This window comes from Pseudoroseicyclus sp. H15 (genome assembly GCF_054353345.1).
On the sequence record NZ_JBTHJE010000003.1, the window covers coordinates 235,999 to 256,112 of the forward strand.

Annotated in this window: 20 protein-coding genes and 1 other RNA gene; 12 read left to right on the forward strand and 9 right to left on the reverse strand. The window is 68.0% G+C overall.

From position 1 onward, the window contains the following. Window positions 1–131: 131 nt before the first annotated feature. A complete protein-coding gene (locus ACXN5S_RS08560; RefSeq protein ID WP_458605002.1) occupies window positions 132–347 on the reverse strand; it encodes a DUF1127 domain-containing protein in 216 nt (71 codons plus the stop codon). Between the two features lie 324 nt (window positions 348–671). On the opposite strand from ACXN5S_RS08560, the gene ACXN5S_RS08565 reads away from it, so the two are divergent. From ACXN5S_RS08565 to murD, 9 genes are all read left to right on the forward strand, one after another. Continuing rightward, entirely contained in the window at window positions 672–1,784 is a 1,113-nt protein-coding gene (locus ACXN5S_RS08565) for an Mrp/NBP35 family ATP-binding protein (protein WP_458605003.1), read from the forward strand. Between the two features lie 650 nt (window positions 1,785–2,434). Next, window positions 2,435–2,941 carry a division/cell wall cluster transcriptional repressor MraZ gene (locus ACXN5S_RS08570; RefSeq protein ID WP_458605004.1) on the forward strand — a complete coding sequence of 169 codons (507 nt, stop codon included), beginning with the start codon at window positions 2,435–2,437 and terminating at the stop codon, window positions 2,939–2,941. A 9-nt stretch (window positions 2,942–2,950) separates the two neighbouring features. Then, entirely contained in the window at window positions 2,951–3,913 is a 963-nt protein-coding gene (rsmH, locus tag ACXN5S_RS08575) for a 16S rRNA (cytosine(1402)-N(4))-methyltransferase RsmH (protein WP_458605005.1), read from the forward strand. Between the two features lie 13 nt (window positions 3,914–3,926). Then, window positions 3,927–4,298 carry a cell division protein FtsL gene (ftsL, locus tag ACXN5S_RS08580; protein ID WP_458605006.1) on the forward strand — a complete coding sequence of 124 codons (372 nt, stop codon included), beginning with the start codon at window positions 3,927–3,929 and terminating at the stop codon, window positions 4,296–4,298. After that, on the forward strand, window positions 4,295–6,082 hold the full coding sequence (locus tag ACXN5S_RS08585) for a peptidoglycan D,D-transpeptidase FtsI family protein (RefSeq protein ID WP_458605007.1): 1,788 nt from the start codon (window positions 4,295–4,297) through the stop codon (window positions 6,080–6,082). The genes ftsL and ACXN5S_RS08585 overlap by 4 nt, the downstream gene beginning before the upstream one ends. A gap of 12 nt (window positions 6,083–6,094) precedes the next feature. Then, window positions 6,095–7,612 carry a UDP-N-acetylmuramoyl-L-alanyl-D-glutamate--2,6-diaminopimelate ligase gene (locus ACXN5S_RS08590; RefSeq protein ID WP_458605008.1) on the forward strand — a complete coding sequence of 506 codons (1,518 nt, stop codon included), beginning with the start codon at window positions 6,095–6,097 and terminating at the stop codon, window positions 7,610–7,612. After that, on the forward strand, window positions 7,609–9,051 hold the full coding sequence (locus ACXN5S_RS08595) for a UDP-N-acetylmuramoyl-tripeptide--D-alanyl-D-alanine ligase (protein ID WP_458605009.1): 1,443 nt from the start codon (window positions 7,609–7,611) through the stop codon (window positions 9,049–9,051). Before ACXN5S_RS08590 ends, ACXN5S_RS08595 begins: the two co-directional genes overlap by 4 nt. Before the next feature lie 4 nt (window positions 9,052–9,055). After that, complete coding sequence (mraY, locus tag ACXN5S_RS08600) at window positions 9,056–10,138, forward strand: phospho-N-acetylmuramoyl-pentapeptide-transferase (RefSeq protein ID WP_458605010.1); 1,083 nt, start codon at window positions 9,056–9,058, stop codon at window positions 10,136–10,138. Window positions 10,139–10,246: 108 nt separating this feature from the next. Continuing rightward, on the forward strand, window positions 10,247–11,644 hold the full coding sequence (murD, locus tag ACXN5S_RS08605; RefSeq protein ID WP_458605011.1) for a UDP-N-acetylmuramoyl-L-alanine--D-glutamate ligase: 1,398 nt from the start codon (window positions 10,247–10,249) through the stop codon (window positions 11,642–11,644). A 63-nt stretch (window positions 11,645–11,707) separates the two neighbouring features. Here the strand turns inward: murD and ssrS are convergent. Then, window positions 11,708–11,863: non-coding RNA, 6S RNA (ssrS, locus tag ACXN5S_RS08610), on the reverse strand. A gap of 190 nt (window positions 11,864–12,053) precedes the next feature. Between ssrS and ACXN5S_RS08615 the strand changes: the two genes are divergently transcribed. Beyond that, window positions 12,054–12,506, forward strand: coding sequence for an MmcB family DNA repair protein (locus ACXN5S_RS08615; protein WP_458605012.1), 453 nt, complete (start codon window positions 12,054–12,056; stop codon window positions 12,504–12,506). A 3-nt stretch (window positions 12,507–12,509) separates the two neighbouring features. Here the strand turns inward: ACXN5S_RS08615 and ACXN5S_RS08620 are convergent, their stop codons facing one another. After that, the gene (locus ACXN5S_RS08620; RefSeq protein WP_458605013.1) at window positions 12,510–12,704 is read right to left on the reverse strand and encodes a DUF6324 family protein; all 195 of its coding nucleotides are present in this window, start codon (window positions 12,702–12,704) and stop codon (window positions 12,510–12,512) included. An 88-nt stretch (window positions 12,705–12,792) separates the two neighbouring features. Continuing rightward, complete coding sequence (locus ACXN5S_RS08625; protein WP_458605014.1) at window positions 12,793–13,374, reverse strand: flavin reductase family protein; 582 nt, start codon at window positions 13,372–13,374, stop codon at window positions 12,793–12,795. A 104-nt stretch (window positions 13,375–13,478) separates the two neighbouring features. Between ACXN5S_RS08625 and ACXN5S_RS08630 the strand changes: the two genes are divergently transcribed. Together ACXN5S_RS08630 and ACXN5S_RS08635 are read left to right on the forward strand one after the other, a co-directional pair. Beyond that, window positions 13,479–13,943, forward strand: coding sequence for a GNAT family N-acetyltransferase (locus ACXN5S_RS08630; RefSeq protein ID WP_458605166.1), 465 nt, complete (start codon window positions 13,479–13,481; stop codon window positions 13,941–13,943). A gap of 96 nt (window positions 13,944–14,039) precedes the next feature. Next, the gene (locus ACXN5S_RS08635; RefSeq protein ID WP_458605015.1) at window positions 14,040–14,831 is read left to right on the forward strand and encodes an EcsC family protein; all 792 of its coding nucleotides are present in this window, start codon (window positions 14,040–14,042) and stop codon (window positions 14,829–14,831) included. A gap of 97 nt (window positions 14,832–14,928) precedes the next feature. Here ACXN5S_RS08635 and ACXN5S_RS08640 read toward each other — a convergent pair whose 3' ends face one another. From ACXN5S_RS08640 to ACXN5S_RS08660, 5 genes are all read right to left on the reverse strand, one after another. Continuing rightward, window positions 14,929–17,202, reverse strand: a complete 2,274-nt coding sequence (locus ACXN5S_RS08640; RefSeq protein ID WP_458605016.1) for a phosphoenolpyruvate--protein phosphotransferase — start codon at window positions 17,200–17,202, stop codon at window positions 14,929–14,931. A gap of 131 nt (window positions 17,203–17,333) precedes the next feature. Continuing rightward, window positions 17,334–17,672 carry a DUF1801 domain-containing protein gene (locus ACXN5S_RS08645; protein ID WP_458605017.1) on the reverse strand — a complete coding sequence of 113 codons (339 nt, stop codon included), beginning with the start codon at window positions 17,670–17,672 and terminating at the stop codon, window positions 17,334–17,336. Beyond that, on the reverse strand, window positions 17,672–18,910 hold the full coding sequence (locus ACXN5S_RS08650) for an aspartate kinase (protein WP_458605018.1): 1,239 nt from the start codon (window positions 18,908–18,910) through the stop codon (window positions 17,672–17,674). The genes ACXN5S_RS08645 and ACXN5S_RS08650 overlap by 1 nt, the downstream gene beginning before the upstream one ends. 156 nt (window positions 18,911–19,066) lie before the next feature. Then, window positions 19,067–19,492 carry a DUF1178 family protein gene (locus ACXN5S_RS08655; protein ID WP_458605019.1) on the reverse strand — a complete coding sequence of 142 codons (426 nt, stop codon included), beginning with the start codon at window positions 19,490–19,492 and terminating at the stop codon, window positions 19,067–19,069. A 75-nt stretch (window positions 19,493–19,567) separates the two neighbouring features. After that, a complete protein-coding gene (locus ACXN5S_RS08660) occupies window positions 19,568–20,008 on the reverse strand; it encodes a hypothetical protein (protein ID WP_458605020.1) in 441 nt (146 codons plus the stop codon). Between the last annotated feature and the right edge of the window lie 106 nt (window positions 20,009–20,114).

Genomic DNA, 20,114 nt, shown 5'->3' on the forward strand with positions numbered 1-20,114 from the left:
CTATTCCGTGGCGGCGGCACCCGGGAGGAGGTGGATGCCGCCGCACTTGGTGAGGTCTCGCCCAGGGAGGAGGAGGGGCGGGGCCGTCGTGGGCCCGGGCAGGGAGGAGGAAGCCCGGAACCCGAAAACTCTTACTCGCCGTAGGCCGCAGCGCGGGCGACGGACTTGATCATCGACCGGTGCAGGCCCAGATCGGCCAGATCACGGTCGTTGAGCGTGTTCAGCTCTTTCACGGTGTTGCGGTACACCCGGTTCTGCATCGCGCGCTCGCCGTTGAAGGCGAAACCGGCGAAGAAGCGCTGTCCGATGGAGAAACCGGAAAGGCGGGAGGATGTTGCAAGGGCCATGTCTAAACTCGTCTGCTCGTGTTACTCGGTCTTCGGTTCGCGGTACGTTGGGCTCTGACTGGCCCGCTTGGCACCGCCATCCGGTGGCGTCGTCTGAACTGAGATTTGGGGCATTTGCTGCACCTGCACAATGGACGGTTCTGCATTGCTGCCATGCGGCGAGCGCATATTTCTTTTGTGGCCGCATTAATTAGCCTGGCAGCGGGTCATTGCCCACGCAATGGGCAGAAACTGAAGGCTGAGGCCGCCATCTGGGGCTGAACGCCGAAATCTGGGCGGATGCGGTGCCCGATCTTTCCCGCATCGAGACGACAAGGAGGCCTCATGGCCGATCGAAAAGACGAGATTCGCGCGGCGCTGGCCCGCATCGAGCTGCCCGATGGCGGCACATTGGTGAGTCGCGACATGCTGCGCGCCCTCTCAATCGAGGGCGGTCGGGTGCGCTTCGTCATCGAGGCGCGCAGCCCGCAGGAGGCCCGCGCGATGGAAGGGCTGCGTCGCGCCGCCGAGGCCGCGGTCGGCGCGCTTCCCTGGGTCGAACAGGCGAGCGTGGCGCTGACGGCGCATTCCGGTGGCTCCGCTCCCGCGGGCGCCCCGCCGCAGGGCCAGGCGGCCGGGCAGGGCGCCCCGCCGCAGATCAAGATCGGCGGCCACCCGACGCCGCAGCAGGGCGGGCCTCAGCCCGTCGCTGGTATCAAGCGAATCCTGGCCGTCGGCTCCGGCAAAGGCGGTGTGGGCAAAAGCACTGTCTCCGCAAACCTCGCCGTGGCTCTTGCGAAGGAGGGCAAGAAGGTCGGGCTGCTCGATGCGGATATCTACGGGCCCAGCCAGCCGCGCATGATGGGGGTGACCGAGCGCGCCCGCTCGAATGACGGCAAGATCATCGAGCCGGCGCATGCCCATGGCGTCACAATGATGTCCATCGGGCTAATGGTGGAGCCGGAGAAGGCGGTCATCTGGCGCGGCCCCATGCTGATGGGCGCCATGCAGCAGCTTCTCGGGCAGGTGGCCTGGGGTGAGCTCGACGTGCTGCTCATCGACCTGCCACCCGGCACCGGCGATGTGCAGCTCTCTCTCGCGCAGCGCACGGCCCTGTCTGGCGCCATCGTGGTGTGCACCCCGCAGGACGTGGCGCTGATCGACGCGGTGAAGGCCATCGACATGTTCCGCACGCTGAAGGTGCCGGTGCTCGGCCTCATAGAGAACATGTCTCTCTATATATGTCCCAACTGCGGGCATGAGGCGCACATCTTCGGCCATGGCGGCGCCGCCAAAGAGGCGGAGCGTCTGGGCCTGCCTGTGCTCGGCGCGCTGCCCATCGATCTCGACACCCGGCTCGGCGGTGACTCCGGCGTGCCCATCGCCACGGGTGAGGGCGTGATGGCCGAAGCATATGCAAAGCTCGCCCGCGGCCTGATCTCGGGCGGCATGGCCTGAAACTGAGCCCGGCCCCGTAGCGGGCCGGGACTCCCCTTCTGGGATTCGCCGGGCGCCGCCGGAATCGGCGCTGGGATTCGCCGGGATCGGGCTGGGATTACCCGCCACCGGGCTGGAATCCGGCCCCACCGGCCCGGATTCCGCCCCCTCAGGCGCAGCTCTAAGAAAATTCCGTGTTCACGAGCGTCGTGAGCGGAAAGCCCATCATATCTCGATATTTGTCGGCGAGCGCACAACATGTAGTGCTGCTCATCTTCCGTTCACCATTTTGTGCGTCAACACTTTCTTCGCGAAAGCCTGTCAGACTGACGAATTTCTGTGGCAAAACCGTCAATTCCCGGTAGCACCCATCCAAGACCGTTGCGTGGGGGTTAAGACCATGCCAAAACGATGTCACCGGAAGGGCAGCAACAATTCGGGGCAACAAAGAACCCCAACCAGCACCAGAGAGCAGGTTTCATACAGGCGGCTCCCTTTCGAACATCGTGATCCGGCGCGCGGGCGAGCAGACATCCCCCCAGGTGGCGCGCGCAGTCGGACCTCCCCGCAAAGGGGACAGGGCGGCGGATCGGTCAGTGGCAGCAGACCGATCCGCCGTTTCTACGTCCTGGGCATCGGAAAACCCGGGGGAATGAAAGGGTCAGGCGCCCGTGAGCAGCTTCACCGGCGAGATCGAGCAGCGGATCGACGGGAAGGGGCGGGTCTCCATCCCCGCAGCCTTCCGTGCCGTCCTCGACAAGAATGACCCGGAATGGAGCGCTGGCCAGCCCACGCGCCTTTACCTGCAATATTCAGACGATCTTGATGGCTACCTGCGCGCCTGGGATGTGAAGAACATCGAGCGGCGCCGCCGGCAGTATCAGATGTGGCCCGCCGGCGCCCGCAAGAAGCTGGCGATGCGCTATTACTTCCGCCAGACCAGCCTCGTGCTGCTCGACAAAGATGGCCGCATGGTCCTCCCCCAAAAGCTGCGCGAGCGGCTTGGGGTGACGGGCGATGACGAGCTGTCGCTGCTCGGCTACGGCGATTACTTCGAGATCTGGCGCGCCGAAGAGGCCGACGCCGGTGACGATCACGACGAGCTGCTCGCCGAGCTCGGTCCCGATTTCGACCCGCAGGAACTGGCCGATCTGCCGCCAGATCCCTTTCCGGAATAGCCCGTGATCATGGCTGCCGCCCCGCATATCCCGGTCCTTCTTGAGCCCATCCTGCAGCTCGCCGCCCCGGTGCGGGGGCGGTGGCTGGATGGTACCTTCGGCGCCGGCGGCTACGCCCGCGGGCTGATCGAGGCGGGGGCGGGTGAGGTGATCGGTGTCGATCGCGACCCCTCGGTCTTCCAGATGGCCGAGGACTGGCGCGGCGACTATCCCGGCAAGCTCACCCTGAAAGAGGGGCGCTTCAGCCAGCTCGACGAGCTCGCGGACGGCCCGCTCGACGGCGTGGTGCTGGATCTTGGCATCTCTTCCATGCAGATCGACCAGCCGGAGCGCGGCTTCTCCTTCCAGAAGGACGGTCCGCTCGACATGCGCATGTCTGGCGAGGGGCCGAGCGCCGCCGATCTCGTCAACGAGACGCCCGAAGCGGAGCTGGCCAACATCCTCTATCTGTTCGGCGAAGAGCGCGCCTCGCGCCGTATTGCCCGCGCCATCGTCGCCGCCCGCCCGCTGCGCACGACCATGGAGCTGTCGACCACGATCTGCAGCGTCATGCCGCGCCAGAAACCGGGGCAGAGCCACCCCGCCACCCGCAGCTTTCAGGCGCTGCGCATCGCGGTGAACGAGGAATATGACGAGCTCTACCAAGGGCTTGCGGCGGCCGAGCGGGCGCTGGTGCCAGGCGGGATGCTCGCCGTGGTGACGTTCCATTCCGTCGAGGACCGCATGGTGAAGCGCTTCATCGCGGCCCGCAGCAGCACCGGCGGCGGCTCGCGCCATGCTCCGGTGGTCGAGGGGCCGGAGCCGAGTTTCGAGCCGGTCACCAAGAAGGCGGTGGATGCCAGCGAGGCAGAGCTGGCGGCCAATCCGCGCGCGCGCTCGGCCAAGCTGCGCATGGCCCGCCGCACCGGTGCGCCCGCTACCGCAATGCCAGCCCCGCGAGAGCTGGGCATGCCAGTGAGACAAGACCAATGAGGGGGACCAGGCCGTGAAAGGGTTGCTTTACGTTCTGATGGGCCTGTCGGTGATGGGGCTCGCCTTCTGGGCTTACCAGGAGAATTACGAGACGCAGGATTCGATCCGCCGCGTCGCGCAGCTGCGCGGCGAAATCGGCGAGCAGCGCTCGCGCCTGTCGATCCTCAATGCCGAATGGGCCTGGCTCAACCGGCCCGACCGGCTGCGCGAACTGGCCGATCTCAATTTCGACCGGCTGGAGCTGCTGCCGATCCTGCCCGAGGCCTTCGGCCATCTCGCCGATGTGCCCGAGCCGCTGCCGGAACTCGCCGGTATCGAGGATGTCGTCGAGCTGTCGTCCGCCGGCTTCGAAGGCCCGATCAACCCCGAGGAGGACCCGCTGTGATCCGCCGACCGCTGCGCCCGCTCGCCCGTGTTCTGCAGGCCCGTGACAAGGGCGAATCGACCGAGGCCATCGAGCGCGAGAACCTGCGCGTCCGCCACGAAGAGATGCGCGACAAGCTGCGCAGCCGTGCCGATATGCGCCTGAAATTCATGGCTTTCTGCTTCTTCGCGGCCTTCTCGATGATCGGCGGGCAGATGGCAGTGCTCGCGTCTTCCGACGCTGAAGAGCCGACGGTGCAGGCCTCTGAAGGCTCGGCGCCGATCCTTTCTGACCGGGCCGATATCGTCGACCGCAATGGCCGCATCCTTGCGACCAACATGGAGACCTATTCGCTCTACGCGCAGCCTCAGCAGATGATCGACCCCGATTATGCGGCGGCCGAGCTTGCGCGCATCTTCCCCGAGCTCGATGGCGAGCGGCTGCTGGCCGATTTCACCGGCTCGCGCCGTTTCCTGTGGATTCGCCGGCAGATCAGCCCCGAGCAGATGCAGGCGGTGCATGACATCGGCGACCCCGGCCTGCTCTTCGGCCCTCGCCAGATGCGCCTTTATCCCAACGGGACACTGGCCTCGCATATCCTGGGCGGCGCCTCTTACGGGCGCGAAGGTGTCTCTTCCGCTGAGGTGATCGGCGTCGCCGGGGTAGAGCGCTACTTCGACTCGCGCCTGCGCGACCCCTACCAATCCGAGCCGCTGGAGCTGTCGCTCGACCTGACGGTGCAGGCGGTGATGGAAGAGGTTCTCGGTTCGGGCATGACGCTGATGAACGCCAAAGGCGCCTCGGGCATCATCATGGATGTGCATACCGGCGAAGTCATTGCGATGGCATCGCTGCCGGATTTCGACCCCAACAACCGCCCGGCGCTGCCCACCTCGGGCTCGCCCTCAGACAGCCCGCTGTTCAACCGCTCGCTGCAGGGCGTCTACGAGCTGGGCTCGGTCTTCAAGGCCTTCACGGCAGCGGCGGCGCTGGATGCCGGGCTGGTGAACCCCAACACCATCATCAACACCGAAGGCCCGCTCACCTGGGGCCGCTTCCGCATCGGCGATTCGCACCGCATGGACCCGTCGATGCCGGTCAGCGAGGTGATTGCCGAAAGCTCCAACGTCGGCACCGCGCGCATCGCGCAGATGCTGGGCATCGAGCGGCAGCAGGAGTTCCTGCGCAGCCTCGGTTTGCTGGAGCCGACGGCGGTGGAAATGGCCGAGGCACCCTCGGGCCGCCCGCAATTTCCCGACAATTGGTCGGAGCTGTCGATGATGACCATCTCCTACGGCCACGGCATCGCCGTCTCGCCGCTGCACCTGGCGGCGGGCTATGCCAGCCTCGTCAACGGTGGCACCCGCATCGTGCCCACGCTGCTGCGCCAGAACGGCCCGCAGCAGGGCGAGCATGTCGTCAGCCGCCAGACGTCTGACCAGATGCGCGCCATTCTGCGCGGCGTGGTCGATCACGGCACCGCCAGCCTGGCCGAGGTTGAAGGCTACAACGTTGGCGGCAAGACGGGCACGGCGGAAAAGCCCAGCCCGACGGGCGGCGGCTATGACAACGACAAGGTCATCTCCACCTTCTCGGGCTTCTTCCCGGCGAACGACCCCGCCTATGTCATCGTCATCACGCTCGACGAGCCGGTTGAAACCTCGGGCCCCGTCCCGCGCCGCACCGCTGGCTGGACAGCTGTGCCCGTCGCGGCAGAGGTGGTGCGCCGCACCGCGCCGCTTCTGGGCCTGCGCCCAGCCGTTGAACGCTGGGCGCCGGAGTATATACATCAAGCCTCACAGTAAGAGCGGGGCGAGATGAACGCACGAAACTCCACGCCGCCGAAAAGCATCCCGCTGTCGAGCCTCGGCCTGACAGCGCGCGGCGGGCGCGAGGTGCAGGTGACCGGCCTGGCCATCGACAGCCGCGAGGTGCGCGAGGGCATGCTCTTCGCCGCCCTGCCGGGCAGCCGGGTGCATGGCGGCGAGTTCATTCAATATGCGCTGCGCCAGGGCGCCGGCGCGGTGCTGACCGATGCCGAAGGCGCCCGACTTGCCGGCGATGTGCTCGCCGGCTCTGGCGCCGCGCTCGTCCTCTGCGAAGACCCGCGCGCTGCGCTCGCCCGGGCTGCCGCGCTCTGGTTCGGCCCCCAGCCCACCGTCATGGTCGCCGTCACCGGCACCAACGGCAAGACCAGCGTCGCCAGCTTCTGCCGGCAGATCTGGCAGGAGCTGGGGCATAACGCGGTGAACGTCGGCACCACAGGGGTGGAGGGCGACTTCACCTATCCGCTCCGCCACACCACGCCAGACAGTCTGACCCTGCACATGGCCCTGGCACAGGCGGCACAGGCCGGCATCACCCATGCCGCGATGGAGGCCTCCTCTCACGGGCTCGACCAGCGCCGGCTCGACGGAGTGAGCCTCGCTGCCGCAGGCTTCACCAATCTCAGCCAGGATCACCTCGACTACCACGAGGACATGCGCGCCTATTTCGAGGCCAAGCTCGGCCTGTTCGAGCGTGTGCTCGATGAGGAGGGCATCGTCGTGGCCAATCTCGACGATCCCTTCGGCGCCGATGTCGCCGCGCGCGCCATCGCCCGCGACCAGGAGGTCATCGGTGTCGGGCGCTCCGTCGAGGCCCGCTTCCGCCTCGGCGCGCAGCGCTTCGATGCGACGGGGCAGGAGCTGCGCTTCGAATGGCAAGGCGCCCCGCATATGCTGCGGCTCAACCTGATCGGCGGCTTCCAGGCGGCCAATGTCGCCGTGGCCGCCAGTCTCGTCATCGCCTCGGGGGAGGACCCCGAGGAGGTCTTTGCGGCCCTTCCCAAGCTGCGCACCGTGCGCGGCCGGATGGAGCTGGCCGCAACGCGCGACAACGGCGCCACGGCTTACGTCGACTACGCCCACACGCCTGACGCTGTGCAGACGGCGCTCCAGGCGCTCCGCCCGCATGTGATGGGCCGCATCGTCGCCATCGTCGGCGCCGGCGGAGACCGCGACCGTGGCAAACGCCCGCTGATGGGCCGCGCCGCCGCCGAGCATGCCGACCAGGTCATCGTGACTGACGACAACCCCCGCAGCGAAGACCCGGCCGCCATCCGCGCCGCCGTGCTGGAGGGCGCCCGCGCCGTCGGCGACGGGCATAGCGTCACCGAGGTGGCCGACCGTGCCGAAGCCATCCTGCGCGGCGTGGATGCGCTCGGGCCGGGCGATGCCCTGCTGATCTGCGGCAAGGGCCATGAGACCGGCCAGATCATCGGCGACACCACACACCCGTTCGACGATGCCGAGCAGGCCTCGATCGCCGTCGCCGCGCTGGAGGGCCGCGCGTGAGCCTGTGGACAGCCGCCGAGGCGGCCGCCGCCACGGGCGGCGAGGCGCGGGGCGACTGGGCGGTCAACGGCGTTTCTATCGACAGCCGCAGCCTGCAGCCGGGTGACCTCTTCGTCGCCCTGAAGGACGTGCGCGACGGCCACGATTTCGTCGCCCAGGCCCTGGAGAAGGGGGCGGGTGCAGCCCTCGTCTCCCGCATCCCCGACGGTGTGCCCCCGAACGCGCCGCTTCTCATCGTAGATGACGTCCTCACCGGCCTCACCGCGCTCGGCCGGGCCGGTCGCGCCCGGACCAATGCGCGCGTCGGCGCCATCACCGGCTCCGTCGGCAAGACCTCCACCAAGGAGATGCTGCGCGCCGCTCTGGCCGGGCAGGGCCGCGTGCATGTGGCCGAGGCCAGCTACAACAACCAATGGGGCGTGCCGCTGACGCTGGCCCGCATGCCGCGCGACACCGAGTTCGCCGTCATCGAGATCGGCATGAACCATCCCGGCGAGATCGCGCCCCTGGCGCGGCTCGCCCGCCCGCATGTGGCGATGATCACCACCATCGCCGCCGCCCATCTGGAGGCCTTCGACGATATCGAGGGCATCGCCCGAGAGAAGGCCGACATTTTCCAGGGGCTTGAGCCGGGCGGCACCGCCATCGTCAATGCCGACCTGCCCACCAGCCCGCTGCTGATCGACGCCGCCCGCGCCCATGGCGGCTGGGTGGTGCGCTTCGGCCGCGGGCCGGAAGCCGAATGGCATCTCGGCGAGGTCACCGTGGCCCCGGGCGCCACCACGGCTGCCGCGCGCGCAGGCGAGCTGGATTTCGTGCTGAAGATCGCGAGCGAGGGCGCGCATTTCGCGCTCAACGCCATGGCCGCGCTTGCCGCCGCCAGCGCGCTCGGCGCCGATTTGTCGCGCTCGCTCGTCGGCCTCGGCGCCTGGCGCCCGCCGGCAGGGCGGGGCGCCCGCGAGGTGGTGGTGCTCGATCCCGCGCGCGAGAGCGAAACGCTCGACCTCATCGACGACAGCTACAACGCAAACCCCACCTCTCTGGCCGCCGGCCTCGCCCTCCTCGCCGCAGCCCGGCCGCGCGACGGGGCAGGGCGGGTCGAGAAGGGCCGCCGCGTTGCCATCCTCGGCGACATGCTCGAGATGGGCCCGCAGGAGATAGAGCTGCACGCCGCACTGGCGAACGACCCTTCGATGCCTGCGCTCGGGCTCATTCATTGTGTCGGCCCCCGCATGAAGGCCCTCTACGACGCGCTGCCCTATGAGCGGCGCGGGCGCTGGGCCGAGACGGCCGAAGAGCTCATCCCGCATGTCGCCCGGCTGGTCGATGCCGGCGATGTTGTGCTCGTCAAAGGCTCCAAGGGGATCCGCGTCTCCAAGATCGTTGACGCGATCCGTAATCTGGGGCATCGCGGCGCCTCTCGCGATCAGGAGGTGTGACCGCATGCTCTATTGGCTGACGCTGCTGTCCGATGGTGGTGATTTCTTTAACCTTTTCAGGTATATCACCTTCAGGGCCGGCGGGGCCTTTCTCACGGCGCTGGTCTTCGGCTTCCTCTTCGGCCGCCCGCTGATCGAGGTGCTGCGCCGCCGGCAGGGCAAAGGCCAGCCCATCCGCTCTGACGGGCCCGAAGGGCATCTGGCCAAGGCCGGCACGCCCACCATGGGCGGGCTGTTGATCGTCGGCGCCGTGCTCACCTCCACGCTGCTTTGGGCGCAGCTGACCAACCCCTACATCCTGATGGTGCTGTTCGTGACGCTCGCCTTCGCCATCATCGGCTTTGCCGACGATTACGCGAAGGTCGCCAAGCAGAACACCAATGGCGTGCCCGGCAAGGTGCGCCTCGGCCTCGGCATACTCGTCGGCGCCGTCGCCGCCTGGTGGGCGATGAGCTTTCACCCCGCCGAGCTGACGGGCGAGCTGGCCTTCCCGGTCTTCCGCGAGCTGCTGATCCACCTCGGCTGGTTCTTCGTGCCCTTCGGCGCCTTCATCATCGTCGGCTCCGCCAATGCGGTGAACCTGACCGACGGGCTCGACGGGCTCGCCATCATGCCGGTGATGATCGCCTCGGCCACCTTCGGCGTCATCGCCTATGCCGTGGGCCGCACCGACTTCACCGAATATCTCGGCGTCCACTACGTGCCCGACACCGGCGAGATCCTCATCTTCACCGCTGCCCTCATCGGCGGCGGCCTGGGGTTCCTCTGGTACAACGCCCCGCCCGCCGCCGTCTTCATGGGTGACACGGGGTCTCTCGCCCTCGGCGGCGCCCTCGGCGCCATCGCCGTGGCGACCAAGCACGAGATCGTCCTCGGCATCGTCGGCGGCCTCTTCGTGGTCGAGGCGCTCTCCGTCATCATCCAGGTCTTCTACTTCCGCCGGACCGGCAAGCGGGTTTTCCTGATGGCGCCGATCCACCACCATTACGAGAAGATGGGCTGGTCCGAGCCTCAGATCGTCATCCGCTTCTGGATCGTCGCCCTGATCCTCGCCATGATCGGCCTCGCCACACTCAAGGTGCGCTAGCAAGCTGGGCACCTCTTCCTGCCCCACTTCGACGTTCAAATATCCTCGGGGTTCCGGGGGCAGACAGCCCCCGGTCCCGCCCTCTCCATCCATCCCGGAGGTTCGCTCATGATCCCCGCCACCGGTTTCGAAGGCCAGCGCGTCGGCCTCCTCGGCCTCGGCCGCTCGGGCCTCGCCACCGCCCGCGCCCTCATCGCCGGCGGCGCCATCCCGGTGGGCTGGGATGACAGCGTTCCTGCGCGTGAGGCGGCCGCCTCCGTCGAGGGCATCGAGATCGCCGATCTGACCAAGCCGGCCAATGTCGAGCCGCTGGCGACGCTGGTCACGTCCCCCGGCATCCCGCATCTCTACCCGGCGCCGCATCCCGCGATCCGTGCTGCGTGGGAGGTCGGGGTGCCCGTCGACAACGACATCGGCCTGTTCTTCCGCGCCTTCGGCTCCTCGGCCTTCGAGGAGTTCGACCGTCCGCCCCGCGTGGTCGCCATCACCGGCTCCAACGGCAAGAGCACCACCTCGGCGCTGCTGCACCACATCCTCACCGAGGCAGGCCGCCCGGCGCAGCTGGCCGGCAATATCGGCCTCGGCGTCTTCGATCTCGCCCCGCCGGAGGATGGCGAGACCATCGTGCTGGAGCTCTCCAGCTACCAGACCGATCTCGCCCGCGCGCTGACGCCCGACATCGCCGTCTTCACCAACCTCTCGCCCGACCATCTGGATCGTCACGGTGGCCCCGGCGGCTATTTCGCCGCCAAGCGCCGGCTGTTTGCCGAGGGCGGGCCGGACCGGGCGGTGATCGGGGTGGACGAGGATGAGGGGCTCTACCTCGCCAACCAGCTCGCTGTCGGGGCGGGAGACGACCGGGTGATCCGCATCTCGGCGAACCGCAAGCTCACCGGGCCGGGCTGGCAGGTGTTCGCGCGCAAGGGCTTCCTCACCGAATGGCGTAAGAGCCGGCAAATCGCCTCGATTGACCTTCGGGCAATTCCCGGCCTGCCGGGCGCGCACAACCACCAGAACGCCTGCGCCGCCTTCGCCGCCGCCCGGGCGCTGGGGCTGGGGCCGCGCGAGATCGAGGCCGGCTTGCAAAGCTATCCCGGCCTGCCGCACCGCTCGCAGCGCATTGCCGAGCGTGAGGGCGTGACCTTCGTCAACGACAGCAAGGCGACCAATGCCGATGCCGCGGCCCATGCGCTCGCCGCCTTCCCGAAGATCCGCTGGATCTGCGGCGGGCTGGAGAAGGAGGGTGGCCTCGGCCGGCTGGAGCCGCATCTGGGCCATGTGGTGAAGGCCTATGTCATCGGGCGTGAGGCAGAGGCCTTCGCCCGCCAGCTGCCGGGCGTGGAGGCCGAGATCTGCCGCACGATGGATGTGGCGGTCGCCAGCGCGGCGGCAGAGGCCGAGCCGGGCGAGGTGGTGCTGCTGGCGCCGGCGGCGGCGAGCTTTGATCAATACGACAATTTCGAGAAACGCGGCGAGCATTTCGCAGAGCTCGTCGCGGCCCTGTAGGGCGGGGTTCTCGCCACCTTCACCCCGACACTGTCCTCCCCCCGGAAGGAGGGGAGGTAAGTGACGGGAACCGCTGCAACCGTGGGGGTTTAAATTCCCGAGGACCTGTTCATACAGGTGGGCGCCAGGTAACCGGACCAAGATCCGGCCAGAGCCAGCTCCCTCGGATTTGCTTAAGGCCACCGGAATTGACCCATGTCACGAGAAGAGCAGAAGCCCGCCAAGGCGACAGGTAGGCCGCTGCCCCGCCTCCTGCAAGGGGCAGCTCGGTCAGGCGGCCTCGCCTTCGGCAATCGCCCGCCCGCCCGAGGGATCCCCGGGGCGCCGCGCGCCGGGAGCCAGACGCACGCGGACGGCGCCCGGGCTCGGCCATCTTGACCAGTGTTCACGGATTGTTCATGCTTTGCCCATGTCCGACCTGCCGCTCCTTCAACCTGGCCAGCTGATCGCCCGCGGCGTCTGCCGCCATCTGGCCGATCATGACTTCGTCACCGTGGAGGAGCTGGTGCCCGAGCGGGGCCTGCGCGTCGATGTGATGGCGGTGGGGCCGAAGGGCGAGATCTGGGTGATCGAGTGCAAATCCAGCCGCGCCGATTACATGACCGATCACAAATGGCAGGGCTATCTGCCCTGGTGCGACCGATTTTTTTGGGCGGTGGGCGAGGAGTTTCCCGTCGATCTTTTGCCCGAGGAGACGGGCCTGATCATCGCCGACAGCTACGATGCCGAGATCCTGCGCATCGGGCCCGAGAGCAAACTGGCCGGCGCCCGGCGCAAGGCGCTGATGCTCACCTTCGCGCGCCACGCCGCGCGGCGGCTGCAAAGCTACCGCGACCCGGGCGTGGGCGCCTTTGTCTCGTAAGGACTACTTGCGCGTCTTGACGGAGCGCGCGCCACGGGCTGCCGCGCGGATCTCTTCGGCGATCTCTTCAGCCTCGTCGGGGGTGAAATCCATGGGGATCTCGGTGCCGCCCGCCTCGACAAAAAGGCGGACCATGCCGCGATCCGTCGGGCCAATCTGCAGGTTTGCCTCGATGTCGCGCTCGGTGTCGATGCCCATAGGTCTCTCCGTTTCGGGGGATGGGCGGAGATAGCGCGGGGCAGGGCGCCAGTGCAAGCGGGATGGCGCGGCTCGCCCTGCGGCGGGCCTATTTCGGACGCGTCAGCTGGAACACCTCACGGATCACGCCGTAATCCTGGTAGCCCAGCCGGGTGAGCATGCCGAAGCGGGTGACGTCGAAGAACCCATCGAGCAGACAATCTTCGCGGATATGAATGCCGGTGACCTCGCCGAGGACGAGGTGATTGTCGCCGCCCTCCAGATCCACGACCTGGCTCAGCTTACACTCGAGCGCCGCCGGGGCGCCGGCGACGCGCGAGCAGGCGATCGTCTCGCATTCGGCCTTCTCGATGCCGGCGATGTCGAATTCCGAGACGGTGCGGTCATGGCTGCCCGAGGTCATGTTCATGACGTCGCGGGCGGCGTGCTCGACGATGTTGCAGCAGAAGACGCCGGTTTCGAGGATGTTGCTCAGGCTGTCCTTCGTGCCGGTCGAGGCGAACATCACCTGCGGTGGCGTGTAGGCGACGGCGTTGAAGAAGGAATAGGGCGCCAGGTTGTCGACACCCGTTGTCCCGCGCGAAGAGATCCAGCCGATGGGCCGGGGCGAGACGAGGGCGTTGAAGGGGTTGCGCGGCAGGCCATGGCCGTCTTCGGGGCGGTAAAACATACGGTCCTCGCGGGGTTTGCCGCCGGGCGTAGCCTCATGTAAGGGCGGGGTCCAGCCGAAAGGGGGGCGGGGTGGACGCGGCAAAAGATCCCTATCCGCAGGAGATGCCGGAGGATTGGTGGGAGGTCGAAGCGCTGATGGACAGCGTCTTTGCCCCCGGCCGCACGGCGCTGTCGTCCTACCGCCTGCGCGAGGATGTGGCGGCCGTGGCCGAGCTCTGCCGCATCCGCCGCGACAAGACCGGAGTGGTGGTTGGCGCCATCCGCTGCTGGCCGGTGCTGGTGGGCGGCGCCCCGGCGCTGCTGCTGGGGCCCGTCGCCGTCCACCCGACGCGGCAGGGTGAGGGGCTGGGCGCGGCGCTGATCCTTGAGGTGATCGAACGGGCGAGGGCCCTCGGCCATGCGCGCATGATGCTGGTGGGCGACTACCCCTATTATCGGCGCTTCGGCTTCGAAAAGCTGGAGGGCGTGGTGATGCCGCCGCCGACGAACCCCGAGCGGGTGCTGGGGCTCGACCTGGCCGAGGGCGGCTGGGATGGCCTTGCGGGCGAGGTAACGAAGGCGGAGTGACGGCTCGGGAGGTGTGGCGATGTCTGGGAGCGCCCCGCGTCGATCCGCAGCACCGCGCGCTTGCCAAACCCGCGGGCACGCCCCATTTCTAGCTGCATGAGCGACGAGCCCCGCATGCGCATCATCAATCCCGACAAGCCGCTGGACGACGCGGGCCGCGAGGCCATTGCTGCCCTCGCCAAGCGGCAGCTGGAGGCTGGCGGCCTGCTTATCCGTGCCGTGAACCTCGTCGGCGGCCAGGTCGAGGACGGGCTGAAGCTGCTGCCAAAGTCGGGCCGGGCGGCTATCGAGAGCGCCGCGCGACTGGGGTTGGAGCGGGCCTATCATCTGGCCCGGCGCGCCCGCAGCGCGCCTAAGGGCGACAGGCTGCATCGGGCGCTCGGCACTGCCTCTGGCGCGATTGGCGGCCTTGGCGGGTTGGGCACGGCGCTGGCGGAAGTGCCGGTCGCCACGACCATCATCTTCCGCGCCGTGCAGGGTGTGGCCGAGGAATACGGCGAGGATGCCGATTCCGAAGAGACGCGGCTGGAATGCCTGCGCGTCTTCGGCTCGGGCGGCCCCGGGGAGCCGGATGCCGGCATCGACACGGCCTTCCTCGGCGCCCGCATGACGCTGACGGGCGCGGCGCTGCACAAGATGATCGCCCGCGTGGCGCCGAAATTCGCGACGGTGCTCACGCAGAAGCTCGCCACGCAGGCGGTGCCACTGCTCGGCGCCTTCGCCGGGGCGGGCACGAACTTTGCCTTCGTGGGCTACTACACCGAAATGGCGCATGTGCATTTCGGCCTGCGCAAGCTGGCCCGCACCTATGACGACGATCAGGTGCTGGAGTGCTTCCATAAGGAGCTGGCGAAGCGCCGCATGCCGGTGAAGATGGCTGGCGGCTAGGCCCGCGGCGCCGCAATCACAACATTACCGCTGCCCCCAGCCCCGTGCGCGCCGCGTGCGCAGGGCGGGCCGCTTGGTTTCTAGCCGGCGGACAGACTCACGCCACATACCACCCGGCGCGGTTCAGCCATTGGCGGATCGGGCCGCGGATGGATTGGGCACCGCTCTCGCGCGCTTCGTCGATGATGCCGCGCACCTCGCTCAGATCGACCGAGCGCAGCAGGTGCTTCACCGGGCCGATGGAGGCGGGGCGCATCGAGAGCTGCTTGAAGCCGAGGGCGGCGAAGCAGAGCGCCTCCAGCGGGCGGCCCGCATCTTCACCGCAGAAGGAGAGCGGTGTGCCGGCGGCGCGGCATTTTTCGGCGATGAGTTCGAGGAAGCTGAGGAAGCTGACATCGAGCGTGTCGTAGCGGCGGCGCACGCGCTCGTTCTCACGGTCGGCGGCGAAGAAGAACTGCTTTAGATCGTTGCCGCCTATCGAGATGAAATCGACCTCTTCGAAGAAGCTCTGCGGCGCATAGGCGAGGCTCGGCGTCTCCAGCATGGCGCCGACCTCCACGCTTTCGGGCAACACATGGCCGAGGATGCGCTCGCGCTCCATCGCCTTGTCGAACTCGGCCTTGGCGGCGTGGAATTCGCTGGGATGCGCGACGAAGGGGAACATGATCGTTAGCGGCCGCCCATTTGCGCCGCGCACCAAGGCCTGCAGCTGCATGCGCAGCACGCCCGGCTTATCGAGCCCCACGCGGATCGCCCGCCAGCCCATGGCCGGGTTCGGCTCGTCATTGGGCTTCATGTAGCTCAGCACCTTGTCCGAGCCGATATCGAGGGTGCGGAAGGCCACGCGCTTGCCGCCGGCGGCATCCATCACCCGCCCATAAAGCGCCGACAGCTCGGCGCGCTTGGGCATCTGGTTGCGGATCAGGAACTGCAGCTCGGTGCGGAACAGCCCGACGCCGAGCGCGCCCGACGAGGGCAGCGAGGGCAGGTCGGCCATCAGGCCCGCGTTCATGTGCAGCCCGATCTCGGTGCCGCAGCGTGCCACGCAGGGCAGATCGCGGATCGAGGCGTAGCGCTCCATCGCGCGTTCGGCCATGGCGATCTTGTCGGCAAAGGCCTTTTTGACCTGCTCGTCGGGGCGCAGGTGCACGACGCCCTGATCGCCATCGACGAGGATCGCGTCGCCGTTCAACGCTTCGGTGGTGATGCCGCGCGCATGAATGATGAGCGGGATCGCCCAGGCACGGGCGACGATGGCGGCGTGAGAGCCGACGGAGCCCTCTTCCAGCACGATGCCCTTCAGGCGCTTGCCGTAATCAAGGAGCTCGCCGGGGCCGATGTTGCGGGCCACGAGCACCGGGTTGTCGGGGATGTCGGCGCCGGTATCGCGGCCCTGACCGGTGAGGATGCGCAGGAGGCGGTTCGACAGATCGTCGAGGTCATGCATCCGCTCGCGCAGATAGGCGTCGTTCGACGTGCCCATGCGGGCGCGGGCGACGCCCTGCTCCTTCTCCACCGCAGCCTCGGCGGAGAGGCCGGCGGCGACGTCAGCCTCCATCCGGCGCATCCAGCTCTTGGAATTGGCGAACATGCGGTAGGCTTCCAGCACCTGCACCTGCTCGGCATCCACCGATCGGGCGGTGCTGAGCATGTCGTCGACCATCGACCGTAGCTGATCCACCGCGTCACGGAGGCGCTTCAGCTCGTTCTCGGGATCGTCGGAGATCGGGTTGGTCACCACGACGCGGGGCTCGTGAAGGAACACGCGTCCCTCGGCGGCGCCCTCCTGGCCCTGCGTGCCGCGGAACAGCACCGGGTGCTGGTGGCGGGCCGAGAGGGCTGCGCCCTCGCCAACGAAGGCGCCCAGCTCAGCCATCTCGGCCAGCACCATGGCGACGACTTCCAGCGCGTAAACCTCATCGGGCGTGTATTCGCGCGCGGCCTTCGACTGCACGACGAGCACGCCGAGCCGGTCTCCCAGCCGTTGGACCGGCACGCCACAGAACGACGAATACCGCTCCTCCCCCGTCTCCGGCATGTAGCGAAAGCCGGGGGCGGCGGGGGCATCGGCGGTGTTGATGATCTGCCGCGATTTGGCGGTGCGCCCGACGAGGCCCTCGCCCAGGCGCATGCGCGTCTGGTGCACGGCCTCGGCCTCGAGCCCTTCGGTGGCGCAGAGCTCCAGCGTGTCCTGATCGCGGAAGAGGTAGATCGAGCAGACCTCTGTCTGCATCGACGAGGCGATGAGCTGCACGATCTTGTCGAGCCGGGCCTGGCCGGCGGCATCCTCTGCCAGCGCCTCGCGCAGGCGGCCGAGCATCTTGCGGCTTTCGGTTTCGGATCTGTTATCGCTGTCGACGGGGTCGGTCATTCTGCCTCGCTGCTCCCGGCTGGCATGTATAGGCGTTCTTTCCCGAAAAGGGGAGGGGCGGCTGCAACCGTCACGAGAGTTTCTCATTCGCCGGGCCTCGCGCACGGCGAGATGCGCGCCGAATACGCGCCCTACGAGAGGGTGGCCCAGGCGCGGGCGGTCTCGGCCAGCCAGTCGGCCGATGCCTCAACCTCGGCGACGCTTGCAAAGGCCACATGGGCGCGCTGGTCGGTCGCCCAGATCAGGCGCGGCTCGTCCAGAATGCGGGTGCCGGTGCGCGTGTCCACCGCTTTGGCGCCGCGGTGGAAGATCACCTGCGCGCCGCCCTTTGGCGGCAGGCGCAGGGTGATGAGATCGACGTCACCTTGCGCAAAGCTCGGCGCGTTCCACTTCACCCGCTCCTGGAAGCCGGGCAGGGCGCGGCGGAGGATGTCGACAAGGGCTGTCTCCATCTCCGCCTGCGTGCTCATCAGGCGGCCTTATCGAGGTTGAAGGCGTCGTGCAGGGCCTGCACCGCCAGCTCCATATACTTGCGGTCGATCAGCACGGAGATCTTGATCTCCGACGTGGTGATGACCTTGATGTTGATGCCCTCGTCGGCCAGCACCTTGAACATCTTGGCGGCAACGCCCGTGTGGCTGCGCATGCCGATGCCGACGGCGGAGACCTTGGCGACGCCGTTGTCACAGTCCAGATCGTGGAAGTTGATCGAGCCGACCTCGCGCGCCGCGTTCAGCGCCGTCTGCGCCCGCAGCACCTGGTCGGTGGGGCAGGAGAAGGTCATGTCCGTCCGGCCATCTTCCGAGATGTTCTGCACGATCATGTCGACGTTCACCCCCGCCTCGGCCAGCGGGCCGAAGATGGCGGCGGCGATGCCGGGGCGGTCGGCGACGGAGATGAGCGTCATCTTCGCTTCGTCGCGCGAATGGGCGATGCCCGAGATCACGTTGCTTTCCACGATATCCTCCTCGTCGCAGACGAGCGTGCCGGCCTCGTCGCTGGGTTCCTCGAAGCTGGAGAGCACCCGCAGCTTCACCTTGTAGCGCATCGCAAGCTCGACGGAGCGGGTCTGCAGCACCTTGGCGCCGAGGGACGCCAGCTCCAGCATCTCTTCAAAGGCGATGCGGTCGAGCTTGCGGGCCTTCTCGCAGATGCGCGGGTCGGTCGTATAGACGCCGTCGACATCGGTGTAGATGTCGCAGCGCTCGGCCCCGAAGGCGGCGGCGAAGGCGACGGCGGTGGTGTCACTGCCGCCCCGGCCGAGCGTGGTGATGCGGCCCTCCGGGCTGACGCCCTGGAAGCCCGCGACGACGGCCACCTTCATGCCCTCGGCGAATTTGCGGGAGAGGTTCTCGGTGGGGATCGCCTCGATGCGGGCGGAGCCATGGGCAGAGGTCGTCTGCACCGGCACCTGCCAGCCCTGCCACGAGCGGGCGGGCACGTCCATTTCCTGCAGGCGCAGCGCCATCAGGCCGGCGGTGACATTCTCGCCGCTCGACACCACGGCATCGTATTCGCGCGCATCATAGAGCGGGGCGGTCTCGTTGACCCAGCCGACCAGCTCGTTGGTCTTGCCCGACATGGCGGAGACAATGACGATCACGTCGTAGCCCTTCGCCACCTCCAGCGCCACGCGCTTGGCGGCCCGCTGGATGCGGTCGATCGAGGCGACTGAGGTGCCGCCGAATTTCATCACCAGAATGGGCATGAGCTGTCCCTGACACGTCCGCCGGCGCTCTTAATGAAGGGGGCGGCGGGGTGCAATGGCAGCGGTGTCGCGGGCTGTGAGAGTGGAGGGGGGCGCTGCCCCCCGCCTGACGGCTCCCCCCGGGATATTTTGAGAAAAGCGAGGGTAAAGGGGCGCCTAGTTGTTTTTGGCCTTGGGGCGGAAGGGCAGGGGCGCGACGGGGATGCCGTCTTCGATGAGGCTGCGCGCCTCGTCGAGCCGGGCCTCGCCGTAGATCGCGCGCTGCGGCACCTCGCCGTCATGCATGGCGCGCGCCTCTTTCGCGAAGGAGAGGCCAACGTAATCGCTCTCTGCCTCGACCTTGCGGCGGTAACTGGCGAGCACCTCTTCCATACGGCTGGCAGGGGCAGAGAGGCGGGGGGCAGCGGGCTCGTCCTTCTCGGCGCCGACGGCGGGGGCCATCAGGCGCTTGGTGACCTTGCCGTTGCCGCAGATGGCGCAGCTCAGATGCCCGGCAGCCGCGAGGCTGTCATAGGCGGCGGCGCTGGCGAACCAGCTTTCAAAGTCGTGCCCCTCGGCACAGGAGAGTGCATAGCGGATCATGAGCTTGGCCGGTTTCTGCCGTGAAACCGTTAACATAAGGCCATTACGGGCCGCAGCAATGGGGCATGGTGCCGCCTAATGCAGGACGTGGCTCACCGGAGCTGCGGCATGCGGGCGGCGGGCTTGTGCGCCCAGCGCCGCGATGGCGCGCCCGAGCCGACCGGCGTGATGGGCGAGGCCGGGAGCCATGTCGGCGCGCACCATCAGCATCGCCAGCATCAGCGCCTCGTCCTGCTCGCCGCAGGCGGCGAGGGCGACGAGCTGGGCGAAGCAGGCCTCGTCACCGCCAAGGCAGGAGCAGCCGGCGCCGTGGCGCATCAGCTTGCGGCGACCGTGGCCGAGGAGGAGCTGCATGGTGTCGCCAAGCGCCTCGAGCCCCGCATCGGTGAGCCCGATCTCGCCGCGGGCACCGTCGCACCACAGGCGCAGCGCGATGATGGCGGAGGATTCGACCTCGCCGAGTTCGGCCAGATGGCCGACGGGTGCGGCACCTCTTTGGGCTGTCTCAGATGGCATGGCGGCGCTCCTCGCTGGCGGCTTGGCTTATTCCTGAGTGAAGTTATCGGGTAAGTCAAGTGGCCAGCGAGGGCAGCTCCGGCGCCCGGTGGAAGGGCGCCCGCTG

Bases quoted from the DNA above. Each gene is read 5' to 3' on its own strand.
- ACXN5S_RS08615 (WP_458605012.1), top strand. From the start codon at position 12,054: ATGTCCGACCTGCCGCTCCTTCAACCTGGCCAGCTGATCGCCCGCGGC.
- murD (WP_458605011.1), top strand. From the start codon at position 10,247: ATGATCCCCGCCACCGGTTTCGAAGGCCAGCGCGTCGGCCTCCTCGGC.
- ACXN5S_RS08630 (WP_458605166.1), top strand. From the start codon at position 13,479: ATGCCGGAGGATTGGTGGGAGGTCGAAGCGCTGATGGACAGCGTCTTT.
- mraY (WP_458605010.1), top strand. From the start codon at position 9,056: ATGCTCTATTGGCTGACGCTGCTGTCCGATGGTGGTGATTTCTTTAAC.
- ACXN5S_RS08620 (WP_458605013.1), bottom strand. From the start codon at position 12,704: ATGGGCATCGACACCGAGCGCGACATCGAGGCAAACCTGCAGATTGGC.
- ACXN5S_RS08650 (WP_458605018.1), bottom strand. From the start codon at position 18,910: ATGCCCATTCTGGTGATGAAATTCGGCGGCACCTCAGTCGCCTCGATC.
- ACXN5S_RS08660 (WP_458605020.1), bottom strand. From the start codon at position 20,008: ATGCCATCTGAGACAGCCCAAAGAGGTGCCGCACCCGTCGGCCATCTG.
- ACXN5S_RS08590 (WP_458605008.1), top strand. From the start codon at position 6,095: ATGAACGCACGAAACTCCACGCCGCCGAAAAGCATCCCGCTGTCGAGC.
- ACXN5S_RS08565 (WP_458605003.1), top strand. From the start codon at position 672: ATGGCCGATCGAAAAGACGAGATTCGCGCGGCGCTGGCCCGCATCGAG.
- ACXN5S_RS08635 (WP_458605015.1), top strand. From the start codon at position 14,040: ATGAGCGACGAGCCCCGCATGCGCATCATCAATCCCGACAAGCCGCTG.
- ACXN5S_RS08655 (WP_458605019.1), bottom strand. From the start codon at position 19,492: ATGATCCGCTATGCACTCTCCTGTGCCGAGGGGCACGACTTTGAAAGC.
- ACXN5S_RS08640 (WP_458605016.1), bottom strand. From the start codon at position 17,202: ATGACCGACCCCGTCGACAGCGATAACAGATCCGAAACCGAAAGCCGC.
- ACXN5S_RS08645 (WP_458605017.1), bottom strand. From the start codon at position 17,672: ATGAGCACGCAGGCGGAGATGGAGACAGCCCTTGTCGACATCCTCCGC.
- ACXN5S_RS08560 (WP_458605002.1), bottom strand. From the start codon at position 347: ATGGCCCTTGCAACATCCTCCCGCCTTTCCGGTTTCTCCATCGGACAG.
- ACXN5S_RS08625 (WP_458605014.1), bottom strand. From the start codon at position 13,374: ATGTTTTACCGCCCCGAAGACGGCCATGGCCTGCCGCGCAACCCCTTC.
- rsmH (WP_458605005.1), top strand. From the start codon at position 2,951: ATGGCTGCCGCCCCGCATATCCCGGTCCTTCTTGAGCCCATCCTGCAG.